This window comes from Ignatzschineria sp. 22MB058224 (assembly GCF_058188435.1).
This window is the reverse complement of record NZ_CP187366.1, coordinates 1,336,671-1,357,500: the sequence shown is the minus strand read 5'-3', so window position 1 is coordinate 1,357,500 and position 20,830 is coordinate 1,336,671. Positions and strand designations below refer to the sequence as shown.

The 20,830-nt window shown below is 40.2% G+C and carries 13 protein-coding genes, 4 tRNA genes, 2 rRNA genes and 1 other RNA gene; 9 read left to right on the top strand and 11 right to left on the bottom strand.

The features are described 5' to 3' along the window. Nucleotides 1–234 precede the first annotated feature (234 nt). The 3 genes from ACPF7B_RS05900 to ACPF7B_RS05890 all read left to right on the top strand — a co-directional run bounded on the left by ACPF7B_RS05900 (nucleotide 235) and on the right by ACPF7B_RS05890 (nucleotide 4,258). Nucleotides 235–3,146, top strand: a 23S ribosomal RNA gene (locus ACPF7B_RS05900). Between the two features lie 181 nt (nucleotides 3,147–3,327). Beyond that, a 5S ribosomal RNA gene (gene rrf / locus ACPF7B_RS05895) occupies nucleotides 3,328–3,442 on the top strand. A 234-nt stretch (nucleotides 3,443–3,676) separates the two neighbouring features. Continuing rightward, the gene (locus ACPF7B_RS05890) at nucleotides 3,677–4,258 is read left to right on the top strand and encodes a cysteine hydrolase family protein (protein WP_490504907.1); all 582 of its coding nucleotides are present in this window, start codon (nucleotides 3,677–3,679) and stop codon (nucleotides 4,256–4,258) included. 36 nt (nucleotides 4,259–4,294) lie between these two features. Here the strand turns inward: ACPF7B_RS05890 and dnaB are convergent, their stop codons facing one another. After that, on the bottom strand, nucleotides 4,295–5,686 hold the full coding sequence (gene dnaB, locus ACPF7B_RS05885; protein ID WP_490504906.1) for a replicative DNA helicase: 1,392 nt from the start codon (nucleotides 5,684–5,686) through the stop codon (nucleotides 4,295–4,297). A gap of 275 nt (nucleotides 5,687–5,961) precedes the next feature. Between dnaB and ACPF7B_RS05880 the strand changes: the two genes are divergently transcribed. The 5 genes from ACPF7B_RS05880 to htpX all read left to right on the top strand — a co-directional run bounded on the left by ACPF7B_RS05880 (nucleotide 5,962) and on the right by htpX (nucleotide 9,442). Beyond that, the gene (locus ACPF7B_RS05880; RefSeq protein WP_490504905.1) at nucleotides 5,962–6,585 is read left to right on the top strand and encodes a YcbK family protein; all 624 of its coding nucleotides are present in this window, start codon (nucleotides 5,962–5,964) and stop codon (nucleotides 6,583–6,585) included. Between the two features lie 60 nt (nucleotides 6,586–6,645). Next, entirely contained in the window at nucleotides 6,646–7,254 is a 609-nt protein-coding gene (locus tag ACPF7B_RS05875; RefSeq protein ID WP_490504904.1) for an NUDIX domain-containing protein, read from the top strand. 101 nt (nucleotides 7,255–7,355) lie between these two features. Further along, nucleotides 7,356–7,976, top strand: a complete 621-nt coding sequence (locus tag ACPF7B_RS05870; RefSeq protein ID WP_490504903.1) for an L-threonylcarbamoyladenylate synthase — start codon at nucleotides 7,356–7,358, stop codon at nucleotides 7,974–7,976. A 90-nt stretch (nucleotides 7,977–8,066) separates the two neighbouring features. After that, entirely contained in the window at nucleotides 8,067–8,438 is a 372-nt protein-coding gene (gene rplS / locus ACPF7B_RS05865) for a 50S ribosomal protein L19 (RefSeq protein WP_490504902.1), read from the top strand. A 125-nt stretch (nucleotides 8,439–8,563) separates the two neighbouring features. Beyond that, on the top strand, nucleotides 8,564–9,442 hold the full coding sequence (gene htpX, locus ACPF7B_RS05860; protein WP_490504901.1) for a protease HtpX: 879 nt from the start codon (nucleotides 8,564–8,566) through the stop codon (nucleotides 9,440–9,442). A 118-nt stretch (nucleotides 9,443–9,560) separates the two neighbouring features. Here the strand turns inward: htpX and ACPF7B_RS05855 are convergent, their stop codons facing one another. From ACPF7B_RS05855 to rnpB, 3 genes are all read right to left on the bottom strand, one after another. Further along, complete coding sequence (locus ACPF7B_RS05855; protein WP_490504900.1) at nucleotides 9,561–10,367, bottom strand: IclR family transcriptional regulator domain-containing protein; 807 nt, start codon at nucleotides 10,365–10,367, stop codon at nucleotides 9,561–9,563. Nucleotides 10,368–10,463: 96 nt separating this feature from the next. Beyond that, nucleotides 10,464–11,333: a peptide chain release factor N(5)-glutamine methyltransferase gene (gene prmC, locus ACPF7B_RS05850; RefSeq protein WP_490504899.1), complete on the bottom strand. Its 870-nt coding sequence runs from the start codon at nucleotides 11,331–11,333 to the stop codon at nucleotides 10,464–10,466. A gap of 21 nt (nucleotides 11,334–11,354) precedes the next feature. Continuing rightward, an RNA gene (gene rnpB, locus ACPF7B_RS05845) (RNase P RNA component class A) lies at nucleotides 11,355–11,709 on the bottom strand. 186 nt (nucleotides 11,710–11,895) lie between these two features. Here rnpB and ACPF7B_RS05840 point away from each other — a divergent pair. Next, nucleotides 11,896–13,347, top strand: coding sequence for an MFS transporter (locus ACPF7B_RS05840; RefSeq protein WP_490504898.1), 1,452 nt, complete (start codon nucleotides 11,896–11,898; stop codon nucleotides 13,345–13,347). Between the two features lie 84 nt (nucleotides 13,348–13,431). On the opposite strand, the gene ACPF7B_RS05835 is transcribed toward ACPF7B_RS05840, so the two are convergent. From ACPF7B_RS05835 to ACPF7B_RS05805, 7 genes are all read right to left on the bottom strand, one after another. After that, nucleotides 13,432–13,875: an MORN repeat-containing protein gene (locus tag ACPF7B_RS05835; protein ID WP_490504897.1), complete on the bottom strand. Its 444-nt coding sequence runs from the start codon at nucleotides 13,873–13,875 to the stop codon at nucleotides 13,432–13,434. 125 nt (nucleotides 13,876–14,000) lie between these two features. Further along, nucleotides 14,001–14,077, bottom strand: a tRNA-Pro gene (locus ACPF7B_RS05830). Nucleotides 14,078–14,172: 95 nt separating this feature from the next. Then, nucleotides 14,173–14,248: transfer RNA gene (locus tag ACPF7B_RS05825), tRNA-His, on the bottom strand. Between the two features lie 49 nt (nucleotides 14,249–14,297). Further along, nucleotides 14,298–14,374: transfer RNA gene (locus ACPF7B_RS05820), tRNA-Arg, on the bottom strand. A 35-nt stretch (nucleotides 14,375–14,409) separates the two neighbouring features. Further along, nucleotides 14,410–14,486: transfer RNA gene (locus ACPF7B_RS05815), tRNA-Pro, on the bottom strand. 59 nt (nucleotides 14,487–14,545) lie between these two features. Continuing rightward, on the bottom strand, nucleotides 14,546–15,784 hold the full coding sequence (locus tag ACPF7B_RS05810) for a multifunctional CCA addition/repair protein (RefSeq protein ID WP_490504896.1): 1,239 nt from the start codon (nucleotides 15,782–15,784) through the stop codon (nucleotides 14,546–14,548). A gap of 136 nt (nucleotides 15,785–15,920) precedes the next feature. Next, nucleotides 15,921–20,789, bottom strand: a complete 4,869-nt coding sequence (locus tag ACPF7B_RS05805) for an alpha-2-macroglobulin family protein (RefSeq protein WP_490504895.1) — start codon at nucleotides 20,787–20,789, stop codon at nucleotides 15,921–15,923. Between the last annotated feature and the right edge of the window lie 41 nt (nucleotides 20,790–20,830).

The following is a 20,830-nucleotide window of genomic DNA, read 5'->3' as shown; positions in this document are numbered from 1 at the left end:
GTATTCAATTTTACTGACTGTCAGTCAATAATGTCGAAAGATATTGTTGATAAAGACAGATTGATAAAATGAGTTAACTTAAAGTGAAACGTTATCATGTTACATTCGTAGGAGAATTAGAAAGCTATTAAATCATGTAGTTTGGATGATTCTGAAGATATAGAGAATTAATGCATTAGTGTTAACACATTAGTATTAAAGCTCGAAGTTGAAAGAGTCTAATCCCTATTATATGGTCAAGTGAATAAGCGTACATGGCGGATGCCTTGGCGATTACAGGCGATGAAGGACGTGGAAGTCTGCGAAAAGTTTCGGGGAGCTGGCAATCAAGCTTTGATCCGGAAATGTCCGAATGGGGAAACCCGCACAGGCTTAAAACCCTGTCATCCTTTAACTGAATATATAGGTTTAAGGAAGCGAACCTGGTGAACTGAAACATCTAAGTAACCAGAGGAAAAGAAATCAATTGAGATTCCCGCAGTAGTGGCGAGCGACCCGGGAGTAGCCGATATATGATAGCTGTTTATATAGAAGAATCATCTGGAAAGATGAGCCGTAGAGGGTGATAGCCCCGTATTTTAAATGTAGACAGTGGTACTAGGTATATCAACAAGTAGGGCGGGACACGTGAAATCCTGTCTGAACATGGGGGGACCATCCTCCAAGGCTAAATACTCGTAATCGACCGATAGTGAACAAGTACCGTGAGGGAAAGGTGAAAAGAACCCCTGTGAGGGGAGTGAAATAGAATCTGAAACCGTGTACGTACAAGCAGTGGGAGCCCTTTTTAGGGTGACTGCGTACCTTTTGTATAATGGGTCAACGACTTACATTCTGTGGCAAGCTTAACCGAATAGGGTAGGCGTAGGGAAACCGAGTCTTAATAGGGCGTATAGTCGCAGGGTGTAGACCCGAAACCAGGCGATCTACCCATGGCCAGGCTGAAAGTTAGGTAACACTGACTGGAGGGCCGAACCCACATCTGTTGCAATAGATGGGGATGAGCTGTGGGTCGGAGTGAAAGGCTAATCAAGCTTGGAGATAGCTGGTTCTCCCCGAAAGCTATTTAGGTAGCGCCTCATGTAATTTACTTCCGGGGGTAGAGCACTGTTTCGGCTAGGGGGTCATCCCGACTTACCAACCCGATGCAAACTCCGAATACCGGAAAGTATTATCATGGGAGACACACAGTGGGTGCTAACATCCATTGTGGAGAGGGAAACAACCCAGACCGCCAGCTAAGGTCCCTAAATTATCGCTCAGTGGTAAACGATGTGGGAAGGCATAGACAGCTAGGATGTTGGCTTAGAAGCAGCCATCATTTAAAGAAAGCGTAATAGCTCACTAGTCGAGTCGGCCTGCGCGGAAGATTTAGCGGGGCTAAAGCGATATACCGAAGCTGCGGATGTATATTATAGAATATATGTGGTAGGGGAGCGTTCTGTAAGCCTGTGAAGGTGGACTCGTAAGAGCTGCTGGAGGTATCAGAAGTGCGAATGTTGACATAAGTAACGTTAATGCGAGTGAAAGACTCGCACGCCGAAAGACCAAGGTTTCCTGTTCAACGTTAATCGGAGCAGGGTGAGTCGGCCCCTAAGACGAGGCAGAGATGCGTAGTCGATGGGAATCAGGTTAATATTCCTGAACTCTCGTATCATGCGATGGAGGGACGGAGAAAGCTAGACCAGCTGGTGATTGGTATGCCAGTGTAAGCAAGTAGGTAGAGATCTTAGGCAAATCCGGGATCTTAATACTGAGATGTGAATGCGAGGAGCTTACGAGCTCCGGAGTGGTTGATGCTATGCTTCCAAGAAAAGCTTCTAAGCAATAGTGATATGAGAACCGTACCCCAAACCGACACTGGTGGTTGGGATGAGAATTCTAAGGCGCTTGAGAGAACTCGGGTGAAGGAACTCGGCAAAATCGTACCGTAACTTCGGGAGAAGGTACACCTTCCTTGGTGAATGCTTTACGCAGTAAGCTGAGGAGGGTCGCAGTGAAAAGCTGGCTGCAACTGTTTATCAAAAACACAGGACTCTGCAAACACGAAAGTGGACGTATAGGGTCTGACGCCTGCCCGGTGCTGGAAGGTTAATTGATGGGGTTAGCGTAAGCGAAGCTCTTGATCGAAGCCCCAGTAAACGGCGGCCGTAACTATAACGGTCCTAAGGTAGCGAAATTCCTTGTCGGGTAAGTTCCGACCTGCACGAATGGCGCAATGACGGCCAGGCTGTCTCCACCCGAGACTCAGTGAAATTGAAATCGCCGTGAAGATGCGGTGTACCCGCGGCAAGACGGAAAGACCCCGTGAACCTTTACTATAGCTTTACAGTGGATTTTGAATCTTTTTGTGCAGGATAGGTGGGAGGCTTTGAAGCTAAGACGCTAGTTTTAGTGGAGCCATCCTTGAAATACCACCCTGAAAGATTTGGAATTCTAACTTAGGCCCATTATCTGGGCTAAGGACATTGTATGGTGGGTAGTTTGACTGGGGCGGTCTCCTCCGAAAGAGTAACGGAGGAGTACGAAGGTACCCTCAGCCCGGTCGGAAATCGGGCTATTGAGTGCAAAAGCAAAAGGGTGCTTGACTGCGAGACAGACACGTCGAGCAGGTACGAAAGTAGGTTTTAGTGATCCGGTGGTTCTGTATGGAAAGGCCATCGCTCAACGGATAAAAGGTACTCCGGGGATAACAGGCTGATTCCGCCCAAGAGTTCATATCGACGGCGGAGTTTGGCACCTCGATGTCGACTCATCACATCCTGGGGCTGTAGTCGGTCCCAAGGGTATGGCTGTTCGCCATTTAAAGTGGTACGCGAGTTGGGTTCAGAACGTCGTGAGACAGTTCGGTCCCTATCTGCCGTGGGCGTTGGAAATTTGAGAGGAGCTGCTTCTAGTACGAGAGGACCGAAGTGGACGTATCTCTGGTGTTCCGGTTGTCATGCCAATGGCATTGCCGGGTAGCTACATACGGACGGGATAACCGCTGAAAGCATCTAAGCGGGAAGCCTTCCTCAAGATTAGATTTCCCTAGGGGTTTAACCCCTCTAAAGGTCCGTCGAAGACTACGACGTTGATAGGTTGGGTGTGTAAGTGCAGTAATGCATTGAGCTTACCAATACTAATTGACCGTGAGGCTTGACCATATAATAGGTCTTAGACAATTGACTACGAGACATGAAAGCGTTTCCAAAGTTAATGTGAATACACAAACTTAAGTGCACAACAAAACAATCAACGCGAGATAAATCGCCATTGCTGTTACAACCAACTAATCAAATTTATTTGTGAGTGGAGTGAGTATCACTTCAAGCACACACCAGTTTTCCTGGAAACAATAGCGCTATGGAACCACCTGATCCCATCCCGAACTCAGAAGTGAAACGTAGCAGCGCCGATGGTAGTGTGGGAGTTCCCATGTGAGAGTAGGTCATTTCCAGGGCTTAATTTGAAGGCCCCTAGTTCATTGAACTAGGGGCTTTTTCATTGCTGCGCGGAATAATCATAACCAATCGAAAATAGGTAAGTCCGCGATTTTTAGGCCAATACAAATACCAATACCAACAATCCCCGCCGGAGATTGCTTTGAGATTAAAGTTTTTTAATAATTCGATATACAATAAGTAATATCTAGCAGTAGATATAAGACTTAATCTCAATAAAGGAGGTGTAAAGAATGAAATCAGCATTAATAATTATTGATCTTATTGAAGATATCGTTGGTAAAGACGGGCTTTCTAATAGGAGTTATGATCAATTTATGGAGAGAAATATTTTGAAAAATAGTAATCTTGCACTTAATCACGCTCGTAAAACTGATATATCGGTTATTGGGGTCAGGGTCGGCTTTGCTGATGATTATCAGGATATACCTAAAGGCTCTCCGATGTTTAAACGTGCAAAGGATATTGGGGCCTTTACACTTGGGAAAAAGGGGTGTACTTGGGTTTCTGATTTAGAACTGAACAATAATGATCTAGATTTTATTAAAAAAGGTGTGAGTGCTTTTACAGGTAATAAATTGCTAAGTTGGCTTGTTGCGAATGGCATAGAAAAGCTATATATCGGTGGGGTGAGTTCTCTGTTGGCAGTTCAGAGTACTGCTCGAGATGCTCATGACTTAGGATTTTATGTTACTGTTATTGATGATCTTTGCGCAGCTGCTACTATTGAACAACATACTCAGAGTATGGAAGCCCTCAACGGATTAGCTGAAGTTATAAGTCTTGAAAATTTTTTGAAAAATGAACAGATATAGCGTAATGATTGCTAATAAATAAGCATCTATAATATCTTACTCATCTATAAATTGATCAGCAAAATCACGTGTAGAAAGATTCATAAAGCGAGAGTATTTCCCTTGGAAACTCAATTTTACGGTACCAATTGGGCCATTACGTTGTTTCCCAATGATTACTTCAGCGACACCTTTTTCTGGGGATTCCTCATTATAGACTTCATCACGATAAATAAAGCAGATAAGATCGGCATCCTGTTCAATCGCTCCAGAGTCACGAAGATCGCTCATAACAGGGCGCTTATTAGGACGTTGTTCAAGACTTCGGTTCAGCTGAGATAAAACAATAACGGGCACATTTAATTCCCTTGCCATTAGTTTTAGCGATCGAGATATTTCTGAAACTTCAGCAACGCGTTGGTCAGACATTCCAGGAACGCTCATAAGTTGAAGGTAATCGACCATGATTAGCCCAAGTTGTCCATGATCTCTTTGCAAGCGCCGGGCACGCGAACGAACTTCTGATGGGCTTAGTCCACTAGTGTCATCGATGAATATTTTAGTGCTTGCAAGTGTTCGAGTGGCATCACTGAGTTTTTTTGCTTCAGATTCATTTAAGTCCCCAGTACGAATTTTTCCTTGTTCAATGCCACCTATAGAAGCAAACATACGCATTACTAATTGTTCAGCGGGCATTTCTAAGCTGAAGATTGCAACAGGCTTATTCGTAAACATTGCGACACGTTCAACCATATTCATTGCAAGGGTAGTTTTCCCCATGGATGGTCGGCCAGCGACAATAATCATATCGCCATTTTGTAGACCTGATGTCATCTCATCAAATTGAGTCCAACCTGTTGGCGCGCCAGTCACCCCCCCTTTGGATTTTGCAAGTTCATCAATGCGGGCAATAGTACTTTTAAGAACATCGCGAATATCAGTCAAACCAGCATCTTGTTTTGTACCTTGTTCTGCTATTGCAAAAACTGCTTGTTCAGCAAATTGAATTAATTCATTACTTGTTCGTCCTTGTGGATTAAATCCTGAATCTGCGATATTTGTTCCAACGGCAATAAGCTTACGAACTACCGATCGGTCATAAACAATATTAGCATAGGCGGTGATATTACTTACGGAAGGCATATCTTGTGCGAGTGTAGCTAGATAAGGAATGCCTCCTATCTCTTCTAGCATATCACGCTGTTTAAGATCATCGCTGACAGTTAGAATATCAACAGATTGCATTTCATTATAGAGATTTTGAATAGTTTCAAAAATAATGCGATGATTTTTACTATAAAAGTCTCCTGCGGATAGGAGTCCATCAATTCGATCCCATGCATCACGATCAATTAATAACCCACCTAACACGGCTTGTTCAGCTTGTACTGAATGTGGCGGAGTTTTGATTTGGGATACTTCGGAATCAAATGTTTGTGAGTTTTGCATAAACGATGAACTATATTATTGAATATTCAATTGAAATGGAACGAAGGCACTATTCTAGCATGATCAGAAAAAACTTGATTTATAAATAGAATCTATAATAGAATCCTTCTAAATTAACTCGTCCTATTTATATGTTTTTAATATAAAAATTTATGTTAAATAATAATGATTTACAAATAGTGGGTTGCAATTTTAAAAAATGAATATTAGACTAATTCATTAATTGAATTAGTGGTAGAGAGTAATCTCTAGTAGAGTATTACGGGGACTTATGCATGGATAACAAACGAATCATTACCGATAGCGAATCATTTATCGAAACCCACAATGAAATTGTCTGCGATAACAGAAGAAATTTATTAAAGGCGGCTTCAGGTGTATTAGCAGGATCAGCAGTTTTTGGGATTTTTGGTTTTAATCCAGCATTAGCGAAACAAGCATTATCTAATGAACGTGAACTTGTTATTTATACTCCGGCATTGGGTGAAACAACTCGAACAGTATATTGGGTTCCCGGTGAAGGTTATATTCGTGAATCATTGGATGAGATCTCTTGGGCGCTTCGTGATAGAAGAACGAAGACCGCAAAATTATATGACCCGCATGTATTAGATCAGCTTTATGCAATTACTCTTCAGTTAGGATATGCAAAACCAGTTCATGGATTAAGTGGTTATCGTTCTCTAAAAACTAATGAAATGCTTCGTCACACTATGAGAGGTGTTGCAAAAAGCAGTTTCCACACTAAGGCTAAAGCAATTGATATCCGTATGCCAGGTATTTCTACGCGTAATCTTCGTAATGCCGCGCTTTCATTGAAAGCAGGTGGCGTTGGTTATTATAGCCGTTCAGCATTTGTTCATATCGATAGCGGTACCGTAAGAACTTGGGGTGGTTAGTCCACAGTTTTTTGAAAAGCCATTCTTCGGAATGGCTTTTTTATTTTTAGAGATCTGGATATGCAGCTTGATAGAAAAAATGTAACAATTAAATCTCGGAAACGAGTTTATGATGGTTTCTTTAAAATTGATGAGATCTTTGTTGATCATGACTGTTTTGATGGAAATGTGTTAAAAAATATTCGTCGAGAATCGATTGTTAAATCGGATACAGTTAGCCTTTTGGTATATGACCCTGTTTTGGATGCTGTTTTATTTGTTCGACAGCTGCGAGTCCCTCTTTTAGATGCAGTTGAGCGAGTGAATCCATGGACGGTAGAAATTATTGCAGGTACGATTGATCGTGATGAGCCACCTGAATCGATAGCTTTGGCCGAAGCGAAAGAAGAGGCGGGGGTAGATATAAAACAGTTGATACCCGTATATAGTTATTATCCATCTACGGGGAGTGGTTCTGGTAAGATGTATCTCTATTTAGGGCTTGCAGATCTCGCAGGTACCGGAGGTTACTATGGTCTTCAGGAAGAGGGGGAAGATATTGAGGCTTTCGTAGTATCTCGAGAAGAAGCTTTCACGATGATGGATCGTGGCGAGATCGATAATGGGTTCTCATTAATTGCGCTATTATGGTTCCAAATACATTACACTGAATATCAAAATAAAGCATAACAATGTGTATTGCTCGAGCGTTATAAATGGATCTTTTTTGATATTTATAATAGTGTATTGTAATACTATTTATAATAATCGATAAAGAGTTGGGAGGTTTTATGTTGTTACAAGTTCATCCAGATAGTCCGCAACAACGTTATATAGAGCAGGTAACAAATATATTACGCGATGAGGGGGTTATTATTTATCCGACCGATTCTAGTTATGCGATTGGTTGTATGATCGGAAATCAGAAAGGAATGGATCGTATTTTAAAGATTCGTCAAGAGAGTCCTAAAGATCACTATTTTTCGTTAATCTGTCAAGATCTTTCATCACTTTCACATTATGCAGTAGTAGATAATCCGCAATATCGTCTATTGAAAGCAATTTTGCCGGGACCTTACACGCTGATTTTAAAAGGAACAAAAGAGGTTCCCAAAAAACTTTTGATGCCGAAGCGTAATACTGTAGGACTTCGGGTCCCAAATAATGTTATAATCCAAGCTGTTTTAGCAGAGCTCGGGGCTCCGATTCTCTCCACTACATTGAAAATTCCGGGATATGAAGCATATGAATTGAATAATGCTTCAATTATTAATGATGTGATTGGTGATCACGTTGATGCGATTATTGATGGGGGAGCTTGTAGCATGGAGCCAACGACAGTTGTTGATTTGAGTAATGGGGCTCCAGAAATATTGCGAAAAGGGCAAGGCTCTACCGTTTTATTTGAATAAAATTGGTACCAATCTAAAATTATTGGTGTATAATGCTTTGCTTAGAATAAATCTGGGTAAGATGGTTATTACATTAGAAGGTTTAACAAAATGAATATTATTAAACAATTAGAGCAAGAAGCAATGCAAGGCAAAGAACTTCCTGCTTTTAATGCTGGCGATACAGTTGTCGTAAATGTACGAGTAAAAGAAGGTGATCGTGAGCGTGTTCAGGCATTTGAAGGCGTTGTGATTTCGATTAAAAATCGTGGATTAGGATCTTCATTTATCGTTCGCCGTATCTCTCATGGGGTTGGTATGGAGCGTACTTTCCAAACATACAGCCCATTAATCGCGAGTATTGATGTGAAACGTCGTGGTGATGTACGTCGTTCGAAACTTTACTATCTTCGTGAGCTTTCAGGAAGAGCGGCAAGAATTAAAGAAAAATTACCAGCGCGTAAAGTTGCAACAACTGCATAGTTTTCTTTATTCTCAAAAGATTAGAAGGCCTTGGTGGAAATTTTCCATCAAGGTTTTTTATTGTTTTTTTGGAAATAGCCTTTATATTGTGTCAATAGACACTATTTTCATTGAAAAGGAGTTTTATGTTTAAACGAATTATTTTGTGGACAGCGATGAATATGGCGGTTATTGCTGTTATTACTATTATTTTAAAAATTACTGGATTAGATACTGCAATTTCTGGTGGCCGCGGATATTTCCCAATGTTATTGGCATGTGCTGTTGTAGGATTTGCCGGTTCATTGATTTCACTTTTCATGTCAAAAAGCATGGTAAAACGTTCGATGGGGGTACGAATCATTGAGAGTCCACAAAGTGAATTTGAAGCGTGGTATGTGAATATTGTTAAACGTCAAGCAGAAGCGCTGGGTGTTAATACGCCAGAAATTGGAATTTTTGACTCTCCAGAGCCTAACGCCTTCGCGACAGGAGCAAGCCGCAATAATTCCTTAGTCGCTATTAGTACGGGTCTTATGTCGGTAATGAATAAGGATGAGATTGAAGCGGTAGTTGGTCATGAAATGGCGCATGTTGCTAATGGAGACATGGTGACAATGGCGCTGTTACAAGGTGTTCTCAATACATTTGTGGTATTTTTCTCCCGTATTATTGCGGAAGTTATTGCTTCACGGGGCAATAGTGAGGAAAACTCAACTAGTTCAGGTATCTATTTTATTTGTGTATTAGTATTACAGGTCCTATTTGGCTTTCTTGCACAGATTATTGCAAGTTGGTTTAGTCGTTACAGAGAGTTTAGAGCGGATGCAGGTGGTGCAAAACTTACCTCGAACCGTCAAATGGCGCAGGCTCTAGATGCACTCCGTCGTCGTCCTGAGATGAATCAAAACTTGCCGGGTGAATTTGCTGCATTTGGATTTACAGGTTCTTTAAAGGATCTTTTTAGTACACACCCACCTTTAGAAAAGCGTATTGAAGCGCTTTTATCAGCGGAGAATCGCTGATCTTTAACAGGTGATAGATTTATCTTCAATAAGTATAAAAATTTATATAAAAAGACCTAATGAATTTATTAGGTCTTTTTTTGTGGGTGGAGGTATTTCGTTATCGAGTATTAATATATTAAATAAAGCTTGTAATTAGCGTGGCGGTTTTTTGCAGAATAGGCAGGTACTTTTCAATAACTACTTGGGGGTTACTACGTTGAGCATGTGTATTGATATTAATCGCAGCCACTGTTTCACCACTTCTGTTGAGCACAGGCACCGCTATGGAGTAGAGTCCAATTTCTAGTTCTTGATTAATGAGTGCAAATCCTTGTTCTCGTACTTTTGCAAACTCTTTTAAGAGTTTTTGGGGCTCTATAATGGTCATGTCAGTATAAGCTGTGAGGCTAGAGTCTTGTAAAATCTCGATCTGTTTCTCTTCAGGTTCGGCCGCGAGAAGTACTCTTCCCATTGAAGAACAATAAGCCGGGAGATGGCTGCCAATAGAGAGTGTGTCGGCAATAATTCGATTATTACGTGAAGAGGCGCGAGCTATGTAAATCACTTCATTTTGTACTAAAATAGCCATTGATGATGACTCATTAATCTCCCGAGTCATGGACTCAAGAATTGGTTGTGCAGAATTAGGAAGAGTTTGTGAGGAGAGGTAGTTATGAGCAAGCGTCAAAACTTTTGATGTTAAGGAGTAGTAACGTTCTTCATGTGTGACATACCCTAATTTTTCAAGCGTATATAATCCTCGTCGAACTGTTGCTCTAGGAAAAGAGGTGATTTTAGAGATATCAGAAATCGTTAAGGTTCGTTTGCTCATAGATAAGATTTGAAAAATTATCATTCCTCTGGCAAATGAGCTGAGGAAGTCCGAATCTTCAGCATGGTTTTGTAAAATAGGAAAAATTTCATCGATCACTTTTCGTTGCATATGAGTCACTATAAATAGTTGGGATTAAAGAATGTAATCAGTATTATAGAGTAAATTAGGTACTAAAAGTGGAAAGATAGAAGGTATTTGATATGGTTATCTATTTGAATGAAAACTGTTCGAAAATGAACGATAAAATCCAAGTGTCACGCGATCATTTTTCCCAAGATCTTTGATAGTCTCAATTTCACTGAATCCTAATTGAAGCATTTTTGTTTGAAGTGCAGTCGCTTGATTGTATCCATGTTCTAAAAGAAGATAGCCGCCCGTTTCTTTAAAAAATAGTGGTGCTTCTTTAATAATATGAAAGAGATCAGCTAATCCATGGTTATCTGCAATTAAGGCCTGTTTAGGTTCAAATTTTACGCCGTCACCGGTAAGATGCTGATCTGCGGGATCAATATAAGGAGGATTTGAAACAATGATATTAAATGCTCTTTTAGGGATGTTTTTAAACCAATGACTCTCAATGAAGTGAATATCTAACGCATTTCTATGGGCATTCTTTTGGGCAACATCGAGGGTATCAGGATCATTATCCACTGCGGTAACGGTAATTTCCGGGCGTTCATGTTTAATGGCCATGGCAATTGCACCACTGCCAGTACCAAGATCGATGACAGAAAAATGTTTGTCGCTTGTTATTGGAATACGCTTCAAGGTCTCTTCGATAAGAATTTCAGTGTCATCTCGTGGAATTAAAGTATGTTGATTGACCTCGAAACGAAGTCCAAAAAACTCTTTTTCACCCGTAATATATGCATATGGTTCGCCATTTGCTCGGCGAGCGAGGAGTGCTAGATATAGATTACTTTGCTCATCGGTGAGTATTTTTTCTGGAAATGCAACGAGATAGCTACGATTGCGTTTGAGTAAATACGCGAGAAGCAATTCCGCTTCAAAGTGTGGGGAAGGGAGGTGCTGCAATTGGTTCTTGCCCTGATTAATAGCATCATCTATCGTCATAGTATCCACTGTTGTTGTGTAGGGTTGAGTTAGCCGGTAAGCCGGGTTCTGTCGTGGATAATCATTCATCTAGGAATAGGATCGCTCCTAATCTCCAGCAACCTACCCGAGTACAACGCGGATCACGTCTAATGTACTCCTATTTGGTCTTGCTCCAGGTGGGGTTTACCTCAGCTACGAAGAGTCACCTCTCGTACGGTGCGCTCTTACCGCACCTTCTCACCCTTGCCGAGATCTAATGATCTTTAGGCGGTTTAATTTCTTCAGCACTTTCCATGGGCTCGCGCCCTCTAGATGTTATCTAGCACCTTGATCCGAGGAGCCCGGACTTTCCTCTCGTTATCTTACGATAACCAGCGATTATCTGGCTAACTCAAGTCGCTTATTGTGCCCTCTTTTGAAGGGTAAATCAATGATTCATTCTTATTTATCTATTTGGAAAATCGTATAGATTAAAAATAATTTAAAAAACATATTTATTCAACAATATTAAGCGAATGGATGAATTATTGATTAATATGGTATACAAATCTATGACGTAAGAAAATTAGGAGTGGTATTGATGAATCAGCAGGAGAATTCAGCGCGATCTAAAAAAATATTGCCCGTGATTTTAGCGATAGCAATTTTTATGCAGATGCTAGATACAACAATATTAAATACAGCATTGCCGAGTATTGCAAAAAGTTTGAATGAACCTGAATTAAAGATCCAATCGATTTTAATTAGTTATACGCTCGTTCTCGCAATTTGTGCACCAATTAGTGGTGTGGTGGCAGATAAGATTGGGACTAAGCATACGTTTTTACTAGCGGTAGTTTTCTTTACATTAGGGTCGTTATTTGCAGCGCTTTCAATGACTCTTTGGCAATTAACGCTTTCTCGTGTCTTGCAAGGTGTTGGGGGCGCAATGTTAACGCCTGTGGCGCGTCTTGCATTGATGAAAGCATATGATCGAAAAGACTATTTGCGCGTTATTAATTATGCGATTACACCAGCTTTAATTGGTCCGATATTAGGCCCTTTATTGGGGGGATATTTAGTCCAGTATGCGAGTTGGCATTGGATATTTTTAATTAATATTCCTATTGGGGGATTAGTGCTAATTCTCTCTTTCTTTTTTATGCCGGACTTTAGGGGGGCACCTTTCCATTTTGATTTAAAGGGCTATGTTATTTTCGCTTTAGGGATTTTCTTTATTACCTTTGGGCTTGAATATTCAATTCGTGGAGCGATGAAATGGCTCTCCATTCCCATGGTATTAAGTGGATTTTTCTTTCTAATTTGGTATTGGTTTTATGCGCGCAAAAAAGAGATGCCTCTCTTCTCATTGACACTTTTAGATGTGCGAACTTACCGCATAGGATTAAATGGAAATCTCGTTGCGCGTCTTGGAATTAGTGCCATGCCATTTTTATTGCCGTTATTTTTCCAGGTAGCTTTAGGGTATTCGCCAAGTCGAGCGGGTTGGTTGTTAGTACCGATTGCGGTGGGTGGTTTAACAGTCAAACCTTTTGTCACTAAAATTTTGCATTATCTTGGTTATCGGCGAATTTTAATATGGAATACAGTACTTATTAGTGGATTTATTATTTCGATAGGAATTTTTGGGCGCTACATGCCAATGTGGCTGTTGGTTGTTCAGCTCTATGTTTTAGGGGTCTGTAACTCTACACAATTTACCGCTATGAATACTTTGACGATTGGAGACTTAGGAAAAGACCAAGTGAGTAGCGGCAATAGTTTAATGGTTGTTAATCAGCAGTTAGCTTTAACTCTAGGTGTTGCGTTTGCAGCACTATTTTTGAATTTCTATATTGGGCAGCATTGGTTTACTGAAAAAAATACTGAGAAAGCATTTCAATTAACCTTTATCACAATGGGAATTCTTACGCTTCTAGCAACATATATCTTTGCTAAGCTCAAAAAAGAAGATGGTGATTATCTCGCAGGACGAGTTGTTCATGGTCCTGAAGTTAGTTCTTTTGTTAAGGAGGATACAAAATCATCTTAGAGTAGAGAAAGAAAAATTGTTGTGTATAGCAAAGTTGGTGTTTTTATAAACGCCCTTAGTTTAATTTACTGAGGGCTTTCTATTTTATTGAGAAATAGCACGTTGTCCATTGGTAAAGAACATCTCACCACGATCAACTTTATGATTTTTAAATGTACCGACAAATACAGAGCCATCGCTAAGAATTAAACGTCCACGACCTTCAAAAATGCCATTTTTATGTTCGCCTTCGTAGATTTCGCCGGTGCTCATAATACTTTTCCCGAAGCCGTAAGGTTTGCCGTTTTTTACGGCTCCTTGGTAGACAGATCCATCAGTTGTAATAATTTTGCCAAAACCTTCAGGCGTATTATTTTTGAATTCTCCAATATAGATCGATTGATCTGAAAGAATTTTATATTCCGATGGTGAGAGGGTGTTAATCTGTTTTTGTGCATCAAGAAATGCTTGATTAGGGGCAGGTAGGGGTGTATGCGTAGCACAAGCGCTTAAGGAAGCAAAAACTATAAGAAGGATAAGATGTTTCATGATAAATTCTCGTTAGGGATAGATTGTATTTGCGGAAAAAAGCAATAAAATTGAGTACAACTATACGAGAAGTTGAGAAATATTTCTATATATTGGAAGTTTTGAAAAGATATTTTTCTTTAAGATGGTCGGGGCAGAGGGATTCGAACCCCCGACCCTCTGGTCCCAAACCAGATGCGCTACCAGACTGCGCTATGCCCCGAATTTTGAATCTGTTAATTATAATAACTCTGAGATCTAAAATCTACAAGGGTATTATTTAATTAAGTTTGAAGCTTGAAGCTTGATAAAGTAAATTGGGGTGAACGACGGGACTTGAACCCGCGACAACCGGAATCACAATCCGGGGCTCTACCAACTGAGCTACGCCCACCATAATGATTTACTTGTCTTTTTCTTGGATTATGCACCTTATTGCTTAATGGCGCGCTCGGCAGGACTCGAACCTGCTACCCTCGGCTTAGAAGGCCGATGCTCTATCCAGATGAGCTACGAGCGCTTAAAGCACTTTAGGGCCGCATATGAATTTTAAAATGGTCGGGGCAGAGGGATTCGAACCCCCGACCCTCTGGTCCCAAACCAGATGCGCTACCAGACTGCGCTATGCCCCGAATTTTTGATTCTTGCTTTCCAAGAAAGAAGTGTATGATAGGCTATTAACCCGAAGTCGTCAAATATTTGTGTAATCTTTAATCGTATTTAAAATTTGTTTTAATTGGGCACGCTCAATTGCTTCCGGAATTGATTTTTGCTCACTATTTTGAACAATTTCAGAAAGATTTAAACTCTTAATATCTTCCTGAATTTTAAGTAAATATTCTCGCTGTGGATATTCTCTTTCGGTAAAGTTTAAGCGTCCACGCGCATCTGCCATACATGCATCGACAAATCGTACTAAATTTTGTGGTTTACGAATGGCATCGAGTTTTTTAAGAAGTTTTAGTAATGTTTTAGGACGTAGTTGGAATGCTTGATGCATTAACAGATGATATTCAGTGACTTTTAGAGCAATATCTCGATACTCCTTGGGGACTTTTAGACGATCACAAAAAGACTCAACAAGCGGAACACCTCTTATTTCATGCATTTTATGACTTGGCCATTCCTCTTTTGGCGTTACTGCTTTTCCATAATCATGGCAAAGAATAGCAAACCGAGTTGGTAGATCATCGGTGATTTTTGCACTGACTTCCAAAGCCATTAAGGTATGAATTCCGGAATCAATTTCAGGATGATATTTTGCTGTTTGTGGAACGCCAAAGAGCGCATTTAGTTCAGGGAAGAGGATTTCTAAAGCACCCACTTCTTTCAACGCATAGAAAAATTGATGAGGATGATCTTCTTGTAATGCTTTTTTTAACTCTTGAAAAACACGTTCTGCAGTTAGGGCTTCTAATTCTCCATTTTTAATCATCTCGGAGATCAGTTTTTTTGTTTCTGGGGCAATAGTAAATCCATACGGATAGTAGCGGGCATAAAATCGAGCTAGGCGCAGAACACGCACCGGATCTTCAATAAATGCATCGCTCACATGTCGCAGTATACGATTTTCAATATCCTTGGCACCGTTAAAAGGGTCAATCAATATGCCATTTTCATCTTCTGCGATGGCATTGATGGTCAAATCGCGGCGTCTTAGGTCTTCTTTAAGTGTGACAGAGGGATCTGCAAAGACTTCAAATCCTTGATACCCTTTTGCCACTTTTCGTTCAGTACGCGCGAGCGCATATTCTTCTTTTGTTTCAGGATGAAGAAAGACAGGGAAATCGTTTCCGACAAGATGATAGCCTGCCTTGTCTAACATATCAGGCGTTGCACCGACAACAACCCAATCATTCTCATGATAAGGATGCCCGAGAAGTTTATCGCGAACTGCGCCACCCACGCGGTAGGTTTTAAATTGTTTCATGTTTTTCTCATTATTATCGATATTTATAGACGTTATATCGCTTAATTATAACGTAATTTTAATGGGATAGATTCGCATTTACAGTGTGATAACATCAAAGAGTAACAAAAAAGGCAGGGATTTCCTGCCTTCACTATTATCGTGAGTTATCCGAGGAATTTACAATGGTTAACGTGCGTTTTTTTGCAATAATATTTTTATACCATGGTTGATACATATCCTCGATGATCGTTGCCGGCATATCATATTCCCCAGGAACTGCCGCTTCTAAAATATAGCCAAAGCGATAAATTTGATCTGCTTTCATTGGTAGTGAAACGGTATAGCGATCAAAACGGAACTCTTCATGCTCAATATCACGGCGGTATTGATAATCAATGGAGATATTTTCATAGAATTCATCAATATTTTCTCCATTTAAATAGGGATTTACCAAGTTAAATCCTGCCGGGATATAATCGGTAATCAATGCATTCGGTAAGTCAACAACCGATCGAACTTCAAAGATAACGACAAATCGTTCCCCCACCTTAAAAGTTGTGGATGCTTGATTTGCAAGCAGTGATTTATAAAAATCCATTTTAAAATTGATTGAATCAGTCTGCTCTTTTGGATAACCCTCTATTTGATATTCATAAAAGAGTGGTTCAGCACTCTTAAGTGTCGCGATCATATTTGCCGGCAATGGTGTATTAGCCGGAATTTCTCGTTTTTCACCATTAATGATGACATCAATTGGTTTCTGATCATCGGGAAGTTGCAGACCTAATTTTATCAATGCATAACGATCCTGGGTGCTGAAGTATGACCGTTCTGAAACCCACTCATTCAACAATTGAAACAATGAGACTTTAAGTTTGTCAGAGATTTCATATCCACGATCAGTCAAGGAGTTGAATACGCCAAGCGCAAGAGCAAGACTGGAAACATTCGTTTGGTAATATCCATAATAACCGTGTGTTATGTTGAGCGATGCAAATATATTGTTCGCGTATATTTCTCCATAAGATTCATTGCCTAATAGATAGGAAGCGCCGCTTAGGTAGGCAGATGCTAGTGGTGTTAAGCGCGCGCTGAAATTGTGTAGGAAATGGATGTCAGCATCAAATATTTTTCCCTCTCTTGCTAGAATCCATGCGGCATAACTCACATTGGCGATATTGGCTCGATCGAGAACTTGTCCATAGTCACAGTTATCATTAAAATTACAACGATTATAAACGGACTGTGCATCGGAAATGCTCTTTTTTAAATAAGTATAAGCGTTATCAAGGACTGTATTGGCGATTAGTTCTGGATACTGTTTTTGTGCTTGACTTAGAAAATCAGTAACGTAGTTTGTAGAGGGCGCAAAACTAGAACCTGACTGCCAAAGAGGGAAGCCACCATCTCTATTTTGCCGATCAACTAAGCGTTGAATCGTCTCTTGCATCATTTTCTTTTCCCATTGCGTGAAATCAGAGCGTTTACTTTCAGGGAGATGCGACATGCTGCTGTTATAAGCGTATTCTTTTTGCTGATCTAAAATAGGATTTTTAGGGAAGAGCCAAGGAAACGCTTTACTCGTTGTCTGCTCCGTACAGCCGTAAGGGTATTCAAATAATCCGTTGGTATAGGATAGAATATTGATTTGAGGATTACGGGAAAGCGTAAGGTATTCCTGATAGTTATCACTATATTTATTGAGCTCTTTTAGATTGCGCTGCCAAATTTCACCTTTACTAAGATTATTTCGATCATAAACTGTCGTTTTTTCTGTTTTGGTGACGGTACCAATTTGATAGCTACGAGTTGCAGAGAAACTCTGAGCATCAATATCCATGGTGATCTCGGCAAATGGGACAAATTTTTCGAGTTTAATCGGGATCAGTTTTGTGAATTTTTCACCTTTATTGAGGAAAGTACTATTCTCATATTCGACTACAAATTGATCACTGCGAAGGCGTATTGTAACCTCATCATCTTGATCACTCATGTTAGTAACAGAAAGTGAGATATAGCTCTCATCCCCGACGCGAACAAAGCGTGGTGTGACGAGATCTGCAACGATAGGTGCACGGATAGTCATTGGTTGCGCTTGGCTTCCAACTTGCTCTTTGTTAAAGAGTTGAACAAGTACTTCACCTTCACCGTTAAAATCAGGAAGATCGAAGATAACAGTTGCTTTACCATCTTTTAGCTTTATCAGTTTTGACGAAAGAGAGACCGTTTTCATCTCTGTAATATTGGGGATTTCTGCCGATTCTTCGGCAAGATCAGCATCGCCACCAAATTGTGGATTTAGCAACGAACCAATCCCTTGTTTAAATAGGCGGTTGTAGTAATCGATAATCTCAGCGCTATAACGGTGTTGTTTGAAGAATGCATCAAAAATAGAGATCGGTTTTTCCGGAAGCATATTAAGAATGCCGACATCCGTAATACTGACAGTTGCATAGAGATTATCTCGCTGCTCTTCAGTCAGATTGCGATATTGATCTTCATTTAAAGCAATATGAATTGCGACTGGTTGATCGGGTTTTGCAACAGGGTCAAACTGCAATTCCGCTTGTAATTTACGTGCATGGTTATCAAGTAATAGTGGAATAATTCCGAGAGAGCGAACAACTTCTTGCTGCTTATCTTTCGAAAGTAAAAGTCCCGATAGATAGATATTTTGCCCCGTCCAGTTTTTATCAAAAGGGATTGTGATTTTTGTCTCGCCTTTAACGATATCGAGGTTTTGTTGATAGAGAACTTCACGGCCTTCTACTAATAGCGTTAAGTTACCATCAAGCGGTGCATTAATTGTTAATTGGATATCATCGCCTGGTGTGAAGGATGGTTTTTGTGTTGTGAGATTGAGATGTAAAGGCTTAACTGCCGGTAATTGCCCACTATTTGATGAGCTCCATTCACCAGAAAACTCAAACTCTGTCATTAAATTACTTTGAAGATCGATCACTTCTAGGCGATAGTCACCCCAGCTATTCGGCGACACTGTGAAATATTCAATACCGTCTGTTGTCACTGTTTTTTGTTCGCGAATAATGAAGCCATCATTGCTATAACAATTCCAACCGCGCGAAGGGCTATAAATCCATGAGCAGTAAGGGTCATTATATTTAAGTGTTATTAGGAATTTCCCCGGCACAATATCGCCTTTTTGATTAGCGCTAAAGATCTCAAACTCTGCTTTTTCACCATAACCAATGGTACTTCCCTCAAATTGGGGGGCAATAACGGGTACAACTTTGTTGGGCCAAAATTGTGTAGTTGTTTTTCGAGTAATAGCAACAATCGAGCCATCAAGGACATTCACATCATTTTCAAGATTAATAATTGCTGCAGGAATACTCGAATCGCTTAGCGCTTCAGATTCAATATTGCTAATCCACGTTAACTCACCATTCTCATCAAGTACAGTTTCATATGAATTCTCAGTTGATAAAAAAAGTGTATTTGGAAGACGAGTTGGGCCTACATACCAATTATTATGCGTTTTAAATGGACGTCGATCTAAAAGGTGACGAGTATTAATCACAACATTATTAGAAGCCGCTGGAGCACCAAAGAGATAACGGCTATATATATGGATATCTTTCGATTCATTATAGAGCCTCATCTGTCCATCTTGAGTAAGTGTTAACTCCATTCTTTCAGGCATAAATTCTTCAATATGTAGCTTGAGAGTGCCAAGCGGCTTTTCGCTACTTTTATCGGTACGAGCTTCAACTCGCCATAATCCTGTTTGTCCATCTTGTGGGATTTTTATCGCTTCTTGATAAAAACCAATGGCGACTGAATCAACGGAATAAGTTGCATATACTTTGTTTAACGGTGTAATGAGATTCAATGTTAAAGGCTGATCTTGAATCATCATTCCTGTTTCATCGCGTAAAATAGCGTTGAGTGTTACCGTCTCCCCAGGGCGAAAAAGTGTCCTGTTGGCATAAAGATAGACAATATCGGGTGTGCTGATTTCACCGGTAACCGCGTAATCATTGAGATTAAGGGCAATCTCTTTAAGAGGAAGTATAGAGATATCCTCATTTTGTTTTACAACAATAACGTCACTTTTTTTCAAGCGTTGAGGAACTTTACACAGGCCTTCGCTAAATGTGCAGAGCGTTGATGAACGCTGTAATTTCCCTTTTTTGTCGCTCCAAATCTCTAATGTAGCCCCATTAATTGGCGCATTATCACTAAATTGGTTGCCGATAATTACGGTACTTTCAGGATAGAGTCGTGCTTGTAAGCCAATGTTGGAAATAAATACAATGCGTACAGAAATATCGGGATAAATTTCTCCTGCTGGTTGTGCTGTGACAATATAAGCACCGGAAGGAATATGTCTATCGAGTGGGATTTTATGAGTCGATTTTGTGTTGATATCAGTATCAATCGGTGCGATATATCGAAAGATACCGGTTGGCGTAGTGTTATGTGTAATATTGTTTAAATCCCAGCTAGTAATATCACTGCCGATATAAAAATTTTCGAGAAGCTGGGGTAAGTTATTGATCGCATAATATTGCACATCAACTTCTCGAGTTCCTAAGAGCTCAACAGGAATGGTAGCATCTTGCATTGGGAGCACAGGGCCGCGACCAACAATATTGACAACTTTGCCCGGTGTACCAACATAGAGTGTGTCAGATTTTACCGAGTGATCGGTAAGGTGCTCAAACTGATCGGTGGAAACCTTATAAATACCTTCTGAAATAGGATAATAAGAGAGTCGATAACCATCATTACTAAAGTGCCATTGCCCATTTGCCGGCAGATCATACTCATCAGTATCATCATTATATTTCTGTACTGTGAAGAGTGTTTGCAGATCCTTTTTAGGGAATGTTTGGGGAGAGTCAAAAAAGATAGTAATTGTCTCTTGGTCATCAAATTTAGCAAGATTAATCGACGTAACTTGTGCAATAGAGACGGTTATTATATTTAAAGAAAGGAGAAAAAATGTTACCAAAAGACGAGTGATTGGATATAGAGCCCTATTTCTTTGCACAGACATGAATGATTTCCCTGTTTAATTTAATGATTTACAAAATAAAA